We start from the raw sequence: 12,381 nt of genomic DNA, 5'->3' as shown, positions 1-12,381 counted from the left end.
CCATTCAGTCGTCGTACGTGAGCGTCACGTCGGTGTCGGGCACGCCCTGGCAGGTGAGCACGAGCCCGTCGGCGATCTCGTCTTCCTCGAGCACCTCGTTCACCCGCATCGTGACGGTGCCGTCGGTGACGGTGGCGATGCAGGTGCCGCAGTTGCCGGCTTCGCAGCTGTAGGGCGGCGACAGGCCGGCCCGTCGCGCGGTCTCCAGCAGTGTGTCGCCGGGATTGGCCGGCACCGTAACGGTCTTGCCATCCAGCGTGATGGTGGCCGTGGCCATCTACTTCTCTCCTCGGGTTTTGAGCACTATCATTCTACCCAGACGAGAATTCAATTCTCTACTAGCGATAGTATGTTCTCGGCTTACCGACCTGTCGATGGGATTGTCACGGACCATGTGCGAGCGGACCGCGCCGTGAGCGACGTGAGGGTGCTTGCGTTCGAGGATCGCATCTACACACGATCCCAGGTCGACGCGCTGTCCGCCGGGTTGGCCGAGACGCTGGCGCGCCGCGGCGTGCAGGCCGGGCAGCGGGTCGCGCTGATGTCGTCGAACCGGCCCGAGTTCATCTTCGCGGTGCAGGCTATCTGGCGTCTTGGGGCGTCGGCAGTGTTGATCAGTCCGAGCTGGAAGACCGCCGATGTCGGTCATGCTCTGGACGTGGCGGAAGCCGACCACGCTGTTGGCGACAGCCCGCTGCTGGCCGACGTGATGCCGATGCTGAGCCTCGACGAGCCGATCAACCCGGCGGAGCCGACCCCGTGGGAGCCGGTGGCCGATTCCGATGCGGTGCTGGTCTTCAGCTCGGGCACCACGGGAATGCCCAAGGCGGTGCGCCACACTCACCGCTCGCTGGCGGCGAGTGTGCGGCAATGGCGCCAGGCGCTGGGCTTGACGGCTGTCGACCGCATGCAGATCGTCACACCGCCCTCGCACATCCTCGGTCTGCTCAATATCGCCACCGTTCTCGACGCGGGTGCCTGGATGCGCCTGCACCGCAGGTTCGACATCGACACGATGCTGCAGCACATCCAGGATGACCGCATCACCGTCGAAATGGCAGTCGCCCCAATCGCGTTGGCGATCGCGTCGCATCCGAAACTGGAGACGTTCGACCTGTCGTCGCTGCGCTACATCATGTGGTGTGCCACGCCGGTCACCGCCAGCGTTGCCGACGAGGTGACGACGCGGACCGGCATCGGCTGGATCTCGGCCTACGGCACCAGCGAAGTGCCCGTCATCGCATGCTGCCCCCGGGACCAGGCCCGGCTGGACACCGTGGGCCGGCCGATTCCGGCGGTACGCATCGTGTCGCCGGAAACCGGTGAGCCGGTGCAGGCAGGCGAGACCGGCGAGATCCAGGTGCGCTCGGAGACGGCGATGGCGGGGTATCTCCCCGCGGAGGCCACCGCCGATGCGTTCAGCGACGGCTGGTATCGCACCGGTGACGTCGGCTACCTCGACGACGGCTGGCTGCGAATCACCGACCGGCTCAAGGAAATGATCAAGGTGCGCGGCTTCCAGGTCGCCCCCGTCGAGATCGAATCTGTGCTGCACGGGCACCCGGCTGTGCGGGACTGCGCGGTGTTCGGGGTGCCCGACGATAAGGACGGCGAGGCGGTCATCGTCGCGGTGGCCACCGCCGAGCAGGTCAGCGCCGAGGAGTTGGACGCGCTGATCGTCGGCCGGCTGGCCTCCTATAAACGCCCACGTGAGATTGTGTTCGTGCCCGAAATCCCGCGCCTGCCATCGGGTAAGGCGCTGCGGCGAGTTCTCAAGGAGCAGTATGGACGTACGTCTGACCAGTGAGCAGCAGCAGCTGCGCGCCGCGGCGGCCAAGTTGGCCGACGACTTCGGCCCCGGGTCCGTCGCAGACCTGGACGACGAGTCTCGTCGGGCCCGGCTGGCCAAAACCGTCGACGCGACCGGCTGGCGGTCACTTCGGTCCGATGGGGCCAGTGGCGTCGAAGTCGCCTTGGTCGCTGAGGAATTCGCGCGTGGCCTGGTCGATGTCCCGTTCCTGGGACCCGTGCTCGCCGATGACCTGTACCGCCTGCTCGGCACCGATCCGCTCCCGGCGAGCATCGCGGTTGGTGACGCGGTGATCGACGCCGACGGTATCGGTACGGCGCTGCGACTCACCGGCATCACCGTGGAGTCGGTCGGCGTGGGCGACGCCCGCGACGCCGCCGATCTGACCAGGGTTACAGCCGTGGTCGCTGGCACGCCCGATGCGGTGGGGGAGTTGACCACCGAGGAGGCGCAGCGCTGGTACGCCCTGGCGTTGGTGGTCACGACGGCCGATCTGGTCGGTGCGGCCCGCGGTACCCACACGCTGGCAACCGAATACGCGAAAGTGCGCGAACAGTACGGCTCGGCCATCGGCTCGTATCAGGCTGTGGCGCACATGCTGGCCGAGGGCCTGGCCCTCATCGAGGGGTCGGTCAGTGTCCTGCGTCATGCTGCCTGGGCGGTCGACGAACTTCCCGTCGAGCAGGCTGTGGAGGCCGCCCGGGTGGCCAAGATCTATTGTGCGCGGGCGGCATTTGCGGTTGCTGAGATGTCGATCCAGGTGCACGGCGGGATCGGCAACACCTGGGAGTGCCTCGCCCATATCTATCTGCGTCGGGTGCTGGCAGCCACGGAGGCTTGGCCAGTCAAGTTGGAGGAGTTGACCATTGGACTTTCGTGATTCGCCGGACGAAGCCGCCTTCCGGGAGCGGCTGCGTGGCTGGCTGAAAGAACAGAAGGGCAAATTCCCTACTTCCGGTGACGCCTACTGGGCAAAAGCGGGGGAGTGGCACCAGGCCCTGTATGCGGCCGGCTTCTTCGGCACATCGTGGCCGCAAGAGTATGGCGGCCAGGGCTTGCCGACCGTCTTCGACGTCATCGTCGACGAGGAGATCGCCAAAGGCGGCGCACCGGCACGCCCCAGTCTGGGCTACCTGGTCGTCGGCCTGCGACATCACGGTAGTGAGGAACTGGCCCAGCGCTTCCTGCCCGGCATGATCAACGGCACCGAACGCTGGTGCCAAGGCTTTTCGGAGCCCGGGGCCGGTTCGGATCTGGCCTCGTTGACGACGACCGCAACCCGCGATGGTGACGACTACATCATCAACGGTCACAAGATCTGGACCAGCTACTCCGATTGCGCCGACTGGTGCCTGGTCCTGGCGCGCACCGACAAGGATGTGCCCAAGCACAAGGGCATCTCGGCATTCATCGTCACGATGCATCAGCCCGGGATCGTGCAACGGCCGCTGAAGATGATCAGCGGTGTCACCAAGGAGTTCGGTCAGGTCGAGTTCGAGGGCGCCCGCGTTCCGGCCGAGAATATGGTCGGCGCGCCGGGCGATGGCTGGAAGCTGGCCATGACCGTGGTCAGCCATGAGCGCGAGCCCTCGACGCTGGGCTTCTCGGCTCGGTACGGAAAGCTCGTGCGCCAGATGGCGTCTCGGGTCGACGGCCCGGCCCCCGACGAACTGTCGTGGGCCTGGGTGCAGACCGAGATGTTGCGCCTGCACGTGCGGCGGCGGCTCTCCGAGCAGCTGGACGGGATCAAGCACGGGCCGGACGGCTCGCTGGACAAGCTGTTGATGACCTGGACCGAGCAATCGGTCGGGCATGCCGCGCTGGCCACCGTCGGCACCGATGACGAGGAGTTGTTCGGTGCCTACCTCTACAGCCGTGCCCAAAGTGTCATGGGCGGTACGTCACAGATTCAGAAGAACATCATCGCCGGACGCATCCTTGGATTGGGGATTTAGCTCATGTACGACATGCCAGACGAAATCGACGTCAAGGCCGATGGCGCACTGCGCATCATCACGCTGAACCGTCCCGACGAGCTGAACGCCGTCAACGACAATCTGCACGTTGGGCTGGCCAAGGTGTGGGAGGCGCTCAACGAGGATGCCTCCGCGCGGGCGGCCGTCATCACCGGTGCGGGGCGGGCGTTCTCGGCCGGCGGCGACTTCAACTACCTCGACGAGCTGCGCAACGATGAAGCATTGCGGCAGAAGACGATCAAGCACGGCCGCGATCTGGTGATCGGCATGGTCCGCTGCCGGATTCCGGTGATCGCGGCCGTCAACGGACCGGCCGTCGGCCTGGGCTGCAGCCTGGCCGCCCTGTCCGACATCGTCTACATCGCCGAGAACGCGTTTTTCGCCGACCCGCACGTCTCGATCGGCCTGGTCGCGGCCGACGGTGGCCCGCTGGTGTGGGGATCGCAGATCTCGCTGCTGCAGGCCAAGGAGTTCGCCCTGACCGGCGTGCGCATCAAGGCTGCACGCGCGGTGGAGCTCGGTCTGGCGAATCATGTTGTCGCCGACCCGCTAGCCGAGGCGATCGCGTGCGCCAAGAAGATCATCGAACTGCCCCAGCAGGCGGTCGAAGCCACCAAGCGGCTGATGAACATCCAGCTGGAGAAGTCGGTGATGGCCTCGCTGGACTACGCCAACCTCGCCGAGTACGTGTCGTTCGGCACCGCCGACTTCAACAGGATCGTCGACGGGCTGATCGCCAAGAAGTAGCGCGCTCGGAGAGGTGACCTACTTCGGCGGGAAGCGCAGTGCGCCGTCCAGCCGGATGGTCTCGCCGTTGAGGTAGTCGTTTTCGGCGATCGACAGTGCCAGTGCGCCGTACTCGACTGAGCGCCCCATCCTCTTGGGGAACGGCACCTGCGGTCCCCAGTAGGCCTCCAGCTGGTCGGCGGCCTTGCCGTATGCGGGGGTGTTGATGGTTCCCGGCGCGATCGACATCACTCGGATGCCCAGTGGCGAAAGATCGCGTGCGGCAACCAGTGTCATCGCGACGACGCCGCCCTTGGCGGCCGAGTAGGGCAGCTGGCCGATCTGGCCTTCGAACGCCGCGATCGACGCGGTGTTGATGATGACGCCGCGGGCGCCGTTTTCGTCGGGCTCCTGACGCGCCATCGCTGCGGCGACGTGCCGCATGACGTTGAACACCGCGGTCAGGTAGAAGGTGATGGTCTTGGTGAACGCCTCCATCTCCATGGGGGAGCCGTCCTTGCCGACCAGCCGGCCGCCGCCGGCCGGGCCGCCGTGGGTGTCGACCGAGACGCGCAGCGGGCCGAGCGCCTCGGCCGCGGCGATGGCGGCAAGCACGTCGTCGTCGTTGGTGACGTCGGTGCGCACGTAGGGAATTCCGAGCTCGCCGGCCAGTGCCTCGCCTTTCTCATCGGACAGGTCGGCGATGACGACCTTGACGCCCGCCCCGTGCAGCTTGCGCACGGTCGCCTCGCCAAGTCCGCCCGCGCCACCGAAGACGACGGCGGAATTCCCACTGATCTGCATAGCATTACCCTTCTTGCAACTGACGCTCTCTACTTGAGAGAATAGTATTCTCATGTCGCCCGAACTTGGTCAACCCGAAACAGTGACCGTCTCCGCGCTAGCGTTGCCCACTATGGACGTCGCCGAGCTGATCGCCGCGGCCCGCGGTGGGAACACCCGCGCGGTCGGGCGGCTGCTGAGCCTCGTCGAGAGCGCCCGCCGTGACGAGGTGCTCGCCCAGGTCGGCTCGGCCGCGGTGCCGGTGGTCGGCGTGACGGGTCCGCCCGGCGCGGGTAAGTCGACGACGATCGCGGTGCTGGCCGCGGCGTATCGCGAACGCGGACAACGGGTCGCGGTGCTTGCCGTTGACCCGTCGTCGCCGTACAGCGGCGGGGCGCTACTGGGCGACCGGATCAGGATGGCTCAGCACATCAACGATCCCGATGTGCTGATCCGGTCGGTGGCCACCCGCGGTCATCTCGGTGGCCTGGCCGCCGCGGTGCCCGCCGCCATCCGGTTACTCGGTGCGCTGGCCTATGACGTCGTGTTGCTGGAGAGCGTGGGAGTCGGGCAGTCCGAGATCGAGATCGCCGCGGTCGCCGACCCGACGATCGTGATCCTCAATCCGGGCGCCGGCGACGCGGTCCAGGCCGCCAAGGCGGGCCTGCTCGAGGTCGCCGATCTGGTGGTGGTGAACAAGGCCGACCGGGAGGGCGCCACGCAGACGGTGCGCGACCTGAAGTTCGAGACACACGTTCCGGTGCTGACGCTGGTCGCTTCCCGGGCGGAGGGCGTGGCGGAGCTCGTCGACGCGATCGAGGCCCACCGCCGAGCCGATACGCCCGCCAGGCGCGCCGCACGGGCCCGGGCACAGGTGCTGTCACTCGCGCAGAGCCGCCTGCACAGCCACCCGGATCTCGATGCCTTGGCCGCCGCCGTTGCCGACGGTCGTTGCGATCCCTATACCGCGGCAGAAACGCTCATCACGCCAAGAGTTTTGCCTGCGGGCGGGTCGCCGATCGAACCGCAGTGAGCACGCGCGCTACTTGCGGGCGAAGCCCTGGGAGCAGAAGGTCCACACCTCGTCGCCGCTGATCGGCATGTGGTTGTCTTCGTCTTCCACCGAGCTCGACTGGGCGATGAACATGATGGTCTGCATCGTCATGGCCGCCATGCGGCGGGCATTGGCGTCCTCGCGCAGCTCACCGGCCGCGGCGGCCTCGATCATCAGCTCGGAGAACAGCGCGACCAGCGGGGCGTGGGCGACCTTCACCTCGGTGGGATGCGAGATCAGCAGTTGCGGTGCGAAGTCGGTGAACAGCGGCCGACGGGCGGTGGGGTCCGGCCGGGAGAGCTCGAAGAGCAGCGTGACGGCCACCTTGAGCCGATCCAGCGGATCTTTCTGCGCCGACGTGGCCGCGCGGATCTGATCGGAGGCCCGGCTCAGCGCGTCCTCGAACAGCGCGAGCAGCAGCTCGTGTTTACCGTCGAACTGCAGGTAGAAGCTGCGCAATGACTGGCGCGACCGATCCACCACTTCCTGCACGGTGAAGTCGGTGCTGCCCTTTTCGGTGATGATGGCCTGCGCGGCGTCCAAGAATCGCTGCACCCGCTGCCCGGCACGCACTTTGGCGGTCCGGATGGACCGCTCGACAGCGCGCTGTTTCCAGGCCGGTTCTTCGCTCGGACTGTTCACAGCCGGGCTCTAGACGAACGCGAATCAGCGGTTCGGATGTAGCTCACGCTGAGTAGAGTACTACTCTCAGCGGCGAGAATTACGTTCTCAATCCAATAAGGACCAAAATTTTCGTTCCGCACAGTCTAAAGGGTGACCAGCGCATTCACCGTCATGGCGTACGTCACAGATTTCCCAGCCGCGGGGCGTGCCCCAGCGAACGAACGAGCGCACCGGCCTCCCGGGTCAGGTCGCGTGCCGAACCGAGCAGACCGTCGAGCACGTAGACGCGCTTCACGTGGCGGTGCAGGTCGTGCTCGTCGGTGAAGCCGATACCGCCGAGCACCTGCTGGCAGTGCTTGGCCGCGGTCAGCGCGGCCTGACCGGCCGCCGCTTTGGCCAGTAGGCAGCCCAGGTCGCTCCCGTTGTCCTGGGCCGCGAACAGGGCCGCTTCGGCGCCCTCGACGGCGACCAGGGTCTCGGCGAGCCGGTGGCGCACCGCCTGGAACGACGCGATGGGCCTGCCGAACTGGACCCGGTCCACGGCGTGCTGGCGGGCCAGCACCAACATCGCCCGGGCCGAACCCGCCAGCCACCACCCCAGCGCGAGGCGCCCCTTCGCCAGCGGGACGTCGTCGCCGGCGTCGGTGCGGTGGATGGGCAGTTCGGGATCCATCGCCGATTGCGGGCCGTCGGTGCGCTCCCAGGTCACCCAGCGCCCGCCGGTGTACGGAAGCGTGATCGTGCCGCCCGGCTCACGCCCGGCCGCCGCGAGCACCACGTCGTTGACCACACCGGCATGGGTGCCGGTCTTGCCCAACAGGCGGAAGACCAGAGCGGTTGCCTCGGCCGGGATCTCGTCGAGCATCTCCAGCCAGCCGAGGTCGGCGAGGACATCCTCGACATTGGGTGTGCCTGCGGCCGCCGCGGAGGTCATCGATTTCTCCAGGGTGTCGGCCAGCATCCCGAGTTCGCCGTCGTCCACGTCTACTCCTTCCCAAGGTCGAGGAGTCGGCGGGCGATGATGTTGCGCTGGATCTCCGCGGTGCCGCCGTAGATGGTGGCCGACCGCGAGTAAAGGAACTCCGAAAGCCACGGCGTCTCGTCGAGTTCGAGGACTCCCGGCAACACATCGCGCACGGTCTCGTAGAGGCGCTGTTCGGCACCCGCGAGCAGCACCTTGTCGATCGAGGTCTCCGCGCCCAGTTTCGCCCCTTCGGCGAAGCGGTGCTGAGTGCTCGCCGACCGGCAGCGGACGGTGTGCAGGGCCAGGTAGGCCGCTCCGAGTTCGGCGTCCCCGGCGTCGGTGGCATCGGCGATCAGCCGGTCCAACCGGGTGAACAGATACGAGATTCGCTGCCAGAAGCAGGTGGATCGCTCGAATGGCAACAGGTCGTTGGCCAGTCGCCAGCCGTCGCCGGGATTGCCGAGCATGCGATCTCCCGGCACCACCACGTCGTCGAAGTAGACCTCACAGAACTCGTCGACGCCGTGCATGGTGTGCAGCGGCCGCACCGTGATACCCGGTGAATCCATGTCGATGAAGAAGGCGGTGATGCCCTCGTGCTTGGGGGTTTCCGGTGATCCGGTGCGGGTCAGCAGAACGCAGCGCTTGGAGAACTGGGCGAAGCTGGTCCACACCTTCTGGCCGTTGATCACCCACTCGTCACCGCGCTGGGTGGCCTTGGTGGACAACGACGCCAGGTCACTGCCCGAGCCGGGCTCGGAGAAGCCCTGGCACCAGTGCTCCTCGCCGCGCAGGTAGCGCGGCACCATCTCGGCGGCCAGTTCCGGGCGGGCATACGAGATCATGGTCGGCACAAGGACTTCCATCATCGAATACGGGCCCGGCTCGGCGATGTTGCGGCCGAGCACTTCTTCGGCAACCACCATTCGCATGATCACCGATCCGCCTAGGCCGCCCACTTCTTCGGGCCAGCCGTAGCGCATCCATCCGGCGTCGTACAGGGCGCGGCGGACCCGGCTCATCTGCTCGATGTGAGCAGGCAGGGAATGATCCGGGCCGGGGGTCAAGTCGTTGGCGTCGAGCCAGGCCGTCAGGCGACTGCGGAACTCTTCGATCGTCGTACCGGATTCGGCTACCGTGGTCATCCGCCCGCCGGCCGGCCGATCGCATGCGGACGGCCCGAATCGTGCACACCGGTGCGCCGGATGAATGTCATCGCGCGGGTGCGCAGCCGCCAGCCCTGTTCGGTCCGCAGGTAGGTGTCGCGGTAGTAGCCGATGCGCATGTCGTGCGCGGAATGCTCGATGAAGCACAGCGGCTGGGTTCCGGTGGCCGCGTCCGGGTCGCTCTCGTCGAACTCGATCAGCGACTCGCCGGTCATGAACAACCCCTTGGGTGCGGCCTCGACGAGCTCCGGAAACCGCCCCAGCGAATAGGTTTCGCCGAAGGCGCTGTACGTGCCGCCCTCGGTGAAGACCTTGACCAGGCCCTCGACGTCCAGTTGGGTGATGGTCACCGCATAGCGGGCCAGCAGCTGCTGGATCTCGACGATATCGTCAGTCCTCTTTGTGGACATAGACTTTCCCGCCTTTCATGACGAAGCGAACGTCCTTGGTAACGGTGATGTCGGACAACGGATCACCGGGCACGGCGATGATGTCGGCCAGCAGCCCTTCGGCAATGCGGCCCCGGTCGGTGACGTTGATCAAGTCGGCGCACACCACGGTCGCTGCCCGCAGCACCGCCGCCGGCGGCATGCCCCATTCCACCAGGGTGACCAACTCGTCGGCGTTCTTGCCGTGCGGGATGGCGGGCGCATCGGTGCCGACGGCGATCTTCACCCCGGCCTCATAGGCCGCCTTGATCGACGTCTCGGCCTTCGGGAACATCACGGCCGCCTTGTCCTGCAAAGCCTTCGGCGCATGGGAAACGTCCATCGCCTGCGCCAGGCGACGAGTGGTCACCAGGAACCGGTCGTTGTCGACGAGCATCTGAATCGCCTCGTCGTCCATCAGGAAGCCGTGCTCGATGCAATCGATGCCGCATGCCACCGCGTGCTTGACGGCCTCGGCACCGTGGGTGTGCGCGGCCACCCGCAGTCCGCGCCGGTGTGCCTCGTCGACGATCGCGCGCAGCTCGTCATCCGAATAATGTTGCGCGCCGGCCTCTCCGGTCAACGACATGACACCGCCGGAAACACACACCTTGATCAGCTGAGCGCCATGCTTGATCTGGTATCGCACCGCCTTGCGGACCTCGTCGACCCCGTTGGCGATGCCCTCCTCGACGGTCAGCTCGAGGGCGCCGGGCATGAACGCGGCGAACATCGTCGGGTCCAGATGTCCGCCGGTCGGGGTGATGGCATGACCGGCCGGGACGATGCGCGGACCTTCGATCCAGCCGGCGTCGATGGCCTTGCCCAATGCGACGTCGAGCAGATAGCCGCCGGTCTTCACGAACAGCCCGAGGTTGCGCACCGTGGTGAAGCCGGCATGCAGCGTGCGGCGGGCATTGCCGACCGCGCGCAGCACCCGGGTCGGCGGGTCGTCCTGAACCTGGGAAAGACCGGGGGTTTCACCCCGGCCACCCATGAGGAGGTTGACCTCCATGTCCATCAGGCCGGGCAACAGGATGGCATCACCCAAATCGATGATGTCACCTTCGGGAGTGCCCCCGACTGCGACGATTCGGTCGCCCTCGACCTTCACGATGCCGGGGCGGACGATCTCGCCCGCGTCGACATCGACGTACCCGGCAGCCTTCAGGGTCAGCACGCTCAGACCACCGGCTCCTTGATCAGTTCGATATAGGCAGCACCGCTGTCGAGCACGCGGGGCTGCTTCCATACCTCGATCGGAAAGCTGACCTGGACGATCGACTGTCCCAGATGCACCAGGGCTTTGGCATCTTCGGGCATCCCCTTGAGCGGGAAGCGCGCATCCACGTAGACCATGATCTCTTCCAGGCGCGCTATGCCGGCGTCGTACAACTCCTGCATCTCGGCCATCGTCGACCTCAGCCGCTTCTGATAACGCTCTTCCTCGGTCGGCAGGCACCAGTCGCTGAAGCGCTCCAGGTCGGCGAATTCCTCTGGCAGCTTAGGCATTTGCTGGATCCTTTTCTTCAGCCTTCGGGGCTAGTGCGGCAGCTGAGCCGTTCCCGTTGCCGTTGGCCATCGCTTCTTTGTACCTGTCCACGTACTGGTGCGCGGTCATATGCAGGTGGCGCAGCAGGATTTCCTGATCACACAACGGGAAGTCCTTGATGACCCCGGTGCCGATCTGCGACTGGGTGGCCTCCAGCGTGTTGGCGTCCTGGAACGCATACTCCTTGAACGTCACCGCCGCCAACTCCTGCGAGAGCCGCTGCCGCAGGTTGGTGGGGGGAACGAAGTACAGGTCGGCCTCGAAGATGTGCTTATCCACCGCGGTAGGCCAGTAGTTGTACGTCAGGTACCACCCCGGCGCCCAGAACAGCAGCGTGAAGTTGGGGAAGAACTCGAATGAGTCGGTGCCCCAGGTCTTGTGGCGGCCGGGGTTGATGGCCGGCGGCAACTCCTCGGCCAGGATGCCCTTGATGTCGGGCCGGTCCCACGGTCCGAACAGCCCGCTGTGCAGGATCTGTTCGATCGGCTTGACCATGTTGATGTCCTTCGGCGGCGACATGCCACCCCACGACGACACCATCGAGTGGTCACCCTTGATGTCGTAGGCGAGCGCCTCGAAGCCGAACTTGGCCAGCTTCTCGGCTTCCTCCCGCTCCGCCTGCTTCATGTGCAGGATCGGTGCGTGATAGAACTCGGTGAACGCGTCGATGAAGAGCTTCCAGTTCGCGTTGACCTCTGAGCGGTAGCTGTAGTGCTCGGTCATTTCGTGGAACGGGTAGCCCTCGAGGCCCTCGCCGAACTCGCCGAGGTACTCCCGCAACGGGATCGCGTTGTCGTCGAAGTTGACAAAGATAAAGCCTTCCCACACCTCGCAGCGCACCGGCACCAGCCCGTAGTCCGCCTTGTCGACGTCGAAGAACTCGCCCTCCTGCTGGATGAAGGTCAGGTCACCCTTCAGCGAGTAGCGCCAGGCGTGGTACTTGCAGGTGAACTGCCGGCAGGAACCCGAGACCTCTTCGTTCGGAAAGTCGTTCCACACCAGCTTGTTACCGCGGTGGCGGCAGAAGTTGTAGAACGCGCGCACCTCGTCACCGTCGTTGACGATGATGATCGACACGCCGGGGCCGACCGACGGCAGCTCACGGGTGACGTAACTGCCCTTCTTGGGGACGAGTTCGACGCGGCCCATCTGCAGCCAGGTCTTCTTGAAGATCGCCTGCTGCTCGAGCTTCCACTGCTCCGGGTCGATCGAATCGGTGTAATCGACCGGAGCGGTGCCCAGTTCGGGCCAGTTCTCTGTCCAGCTACCCGCAGCTGGTTTCGGGAAAAATGCCAACG

Annotated in this window: 14 protein-coding genes; 5 read left to right on the top strand and 9 right to left on the bottom strand. The window is 66.1% G+C overall.

The window, feature by feature from the left end; genetic code table 11:
* Nucleotides 1-4 precede the first annotated feature (4 nt).
* Nucleotides 5-277, bottom strand: coding sequence for a 2Fe-2S iron-sulfur cluster binding domain-containing protein (locus tag SLQ31_RS24965; RefSeq protein WP_319436819.1), 273 nt, complete (start codon nucleotides 275-277; stop codon nucleotides 5-7).
* A gap of 135 nt (nucleotides 278-412) precedes the next feature.
* Here SLQ31_RS24965 and SLQ31_RS24960 point away from each other — a divergent pair, with 135 nt between their 5' ends.
* From SLQ31_RS24960 to SLQ31_RS24945, 4 genes are read left to right on the top strand one after another with little or no spacing between them, the layout of a single operon-like run.
* Nucleotides 413-1,807: a class I adenylate-forming enzyme family protein gene (locus tag SLQ31_RS24960; protein WP_319436818.1), complete on the top strand. Its 1,395-nt coding sequence runs from the start codon at nucleotides 413-415 to the stop codon at nucleotides 1,805-1,807.
* The gene (locus SLQ31_RS24955) at nucleotides 1,785-2,690 is read left to right on the top strand and encodes an acyl-CoA dehydrogenase family protein (protein WP_319436817.1); all 906 of its coding nucleotides are present in this window, start codon (nucleotides 1,785-1,787) and stop codon (nucleotides 2,688-2,690) included. Before SLQ31_RS24960 ends, SLQ31_RS24955 begins: the two co-directional genes overlap by 23 nt.
* The gene (locus SLQ31_RS24950) at nucleotides 2,677-3,765 is read left to right on the top strand and encodes an acyl-CoA dehydrogenase family protein (RefSeq protein ID WP_319436816.1); all 1,089 of its coding nucleotides are present in this window, start codon (nucleotides 2,677-2,679) and stop codon (nucleotides 3,763-3,765) included. Before SLQ31_RS24955 ends, SLQ31_RS24950 begins: the two co-directional genes overlap by 14 nt.
* A gap of 3 nt (nucleotides 3,766-3,768) precedes the next feature.
* Nucleotides 3,769-4,533 carry an enoyl-CoA hydratase/isomerase family protein gene (locus SLQ31_RS24945; protein ID WP_319436815.1) on the top strand — a complete coding sequence of 255 codons (765 nt, stop codon included), beginning with the start codon at nucleotides 3,769-3,771 and terminating at the stop codon, nucleotides 4,531-4,533.
* Between the two features lie 18 nt (nucleotides 4,534-4,551).
* Here SLQ31_RS24945 and SLQ31_RS24940 read toward each other — a convergent pair whose 3' ends face one another.
* A complete protein-coding gene (locus SLQ31_RS24940) occupies nucleotides 4,552-5,316 on the bottom strand; it encodes an SDR family NAD(P)-dependent oxidoreductase (protein ID WP_108058585.1) in 765 nt (254 codons plus the stop codon).
* Between the two features lie 112 nt (nucleotides 5,317-5,428).
* On the opposite strand from SLQ31_RS24940, the gene meaB reads away from it, so the two are divergent.
* Nucleotides 5,429-6,328, top strand: a complete 900-nt coding sequence (meaB, locus tag SLQ31_RS24935) for a methylmalonyl Co-A mutase-associated GTPase MeaB (protein ID WP_319436814.1) — start codon at nucleotides 5,429-5,431, stop codon at nucleotides 6,326-6,328.
* Between the two features lie 9 nt (nucleotides 6,329-6,337).
* On the opposite strand, the gene SLQ31_RS24930 is transcribed toward meaB, so the two are convergent.
* From SLQ31_RS24930 to SLQ31_RS24900, 7 genes are all read right to left on the bottom strand, one after another.
* Entirely contained in the window at nucleotides 6,338-6,991 is a 654-nt protein-coding gene (locus SLQ31_RS24930; protein WP_319436813.1) for a TetR/AcrR family transcriptional regulator, read from the bottom strand.
* Nucleotides 6,992-7,154: 163 nt separating this feature from the next.
* Nucleotides 7,155-7,934, bottom strand: a complete 780-nt coding sequence (locus SLQ31_RS24925) for an acyl-CoA dehydrogenase family protein (RefSeq protein WP_319436953.1) — start codon at nucleotides 7,932-7,934, stop codon at nucleotides 7,155-7,157.
* A gap of 23 nt (nucleotides 7,935-7,957) precedes the next feature.
* On the bottom strand, nucleotides 7,958-9,082 hold the full coding sequence (locus tag SLQ31_RS24920) for an acyl-CoA dehydrogenase family protein (protein ID WP_319436812.1): 1,125 nt from the start codon (nucleotides 9,080-9,082) through the stop codon (nucleotides 7,958-7,960).
* Entirely contained in the window at nucleotides 9,079-9,513 is a 435-nt protein-coding gene (locus SLQ31_RS24915) for a nuclear transport factor 2 family protein (protein WP_319436811.1), read from the bottom strand. The genes SLQ31_RS24920 and SLQ31_RS24915 overlap by 4 nt, the downstream gene beginning before the upstream one ends.
* Nucleotides 9,494-10,711: a metal-dependent hydrolase family protein gene (locus tag SLQ31_RS24910; RefSeq protein WP_319436810.1), complete on the bottom strand. Its 1,218-nt coding sequence runs from the start codon at nucleotides 10,709-10,711 to the stop codon at nucleotides 9,494-9,496. Before SLQ31_RS24910 ends, SLQ31_RS24915 begins: the two co-directional genes overlap by 20 nt.
* A gap of 2 nt (nucleotides 10,712-10,713) precedes the next feature.
* A complete protein-coding gene (locus tag SLQ31_RS24905) occupies nucleotides 10,714-11,043 on the bottom strand; it encodes a hypothetical protein (RefSeq protein WP_319436809.1) in 330 nt (109 codons plus the stop codon).
* Entirely contained in the window at nucleotides 11,036-12,379 is a 1,344-nt protein-coding gene (locus SLQ31_RS24900) for an aromatic ring-hydroxylating dioxygenase subunit alpha (RefSeq protein ID WP_319436808.1), read from the bottom strand. Before SLQ31_RS24900 ends, SLQ31_RS24905 begins: the two co-directional genes overlap by 8 nt.
* Between the last annotated feature and the right edge of the window lie 2 nt (nucleotides 12,380-12,381).

The organism is Mycobacterium sp. RTGN5 (assembly GCF_033804465.1).
Taxonomy (GTDB): Bacteria; Actinomycetota; Actinomycetes; order Mycobacteriales; family Mycobacteriaceae; genus Mycobacterium.
The sequence above is the reverse complement of the archived record's forward strand: the minus strand, read 5'-3'. Positions and strand labels throughout refer to the sequence as shown.

Excerpts from the sequence above, each read along its gene's own strand:
- SLQ31_RS24920 (WP_319436812.1), bottom strand. The coding sequence starts at position 9,082 with ATGACCACGGTAGCCGAATCCGGTACGACGATCGAAGAGTTCCGCAGT.
- SLQ31_RS24955 (WP_319436817.1), top strand. The coding sequence starts at position 1,785 with ATGGACGTACGTCTGACCAGTGAGCAGCAGCAGCTGCGCGCCGCGGCG.
- SLQ31_RS24915 (WP_319436811.1), bottom strand. The coding sequence starts at position 9,513 with ATGTCCACAAAGAGGACTGACGATATCGTCGAGATCCAGCAGCTGCTG.
- SLQ31_RS24965 (WP_319436819.1), bottom strand. The coding sequence starts at position 277 with ATGGCCACGGCCACCATCACGCTGGATGGCAAGACCGTTACGGTGCCG.
- SLQ31_RS24905 (WP_319436809.1), bottom strand. The coding sequence starts at position 11,043 with ATGCCTAAGCTGCCAGAGGAATTCGCCGACCTGGAGCGCTTCAGCGAC.
- SLQ31_RS24940 (WP_108058585.1), bottom strand. The coding sequence starts at position 5,316 with ATGCAGATCAGTGGGAATTCCGCCGTCGTCTTCGGTGGCGCGGGCGGA.
- SLQ31_RS24945 (WP_319436815.1), top strand. The coding sequence starts at position 3,769 with ATGTACGACATGCCAGACGAAATCGACGTCAAGGCCGATGGCGCACTG.
- SLQ31_RS24925 (WP_319436953.1), bottom strand. The coding sequence starts at position 7,934 with ATGCTGGCCGACACCCTGGAGAAATCGATGACCTCCGCGGCGGCCGCA.
- meaB (WP_319436814.1), top strand. The coding sequence starts at position 5,429 with ATGGACGTCGCCGAGCTGATCGCCGCGGCCCGCGGTGGGAACACCCGC.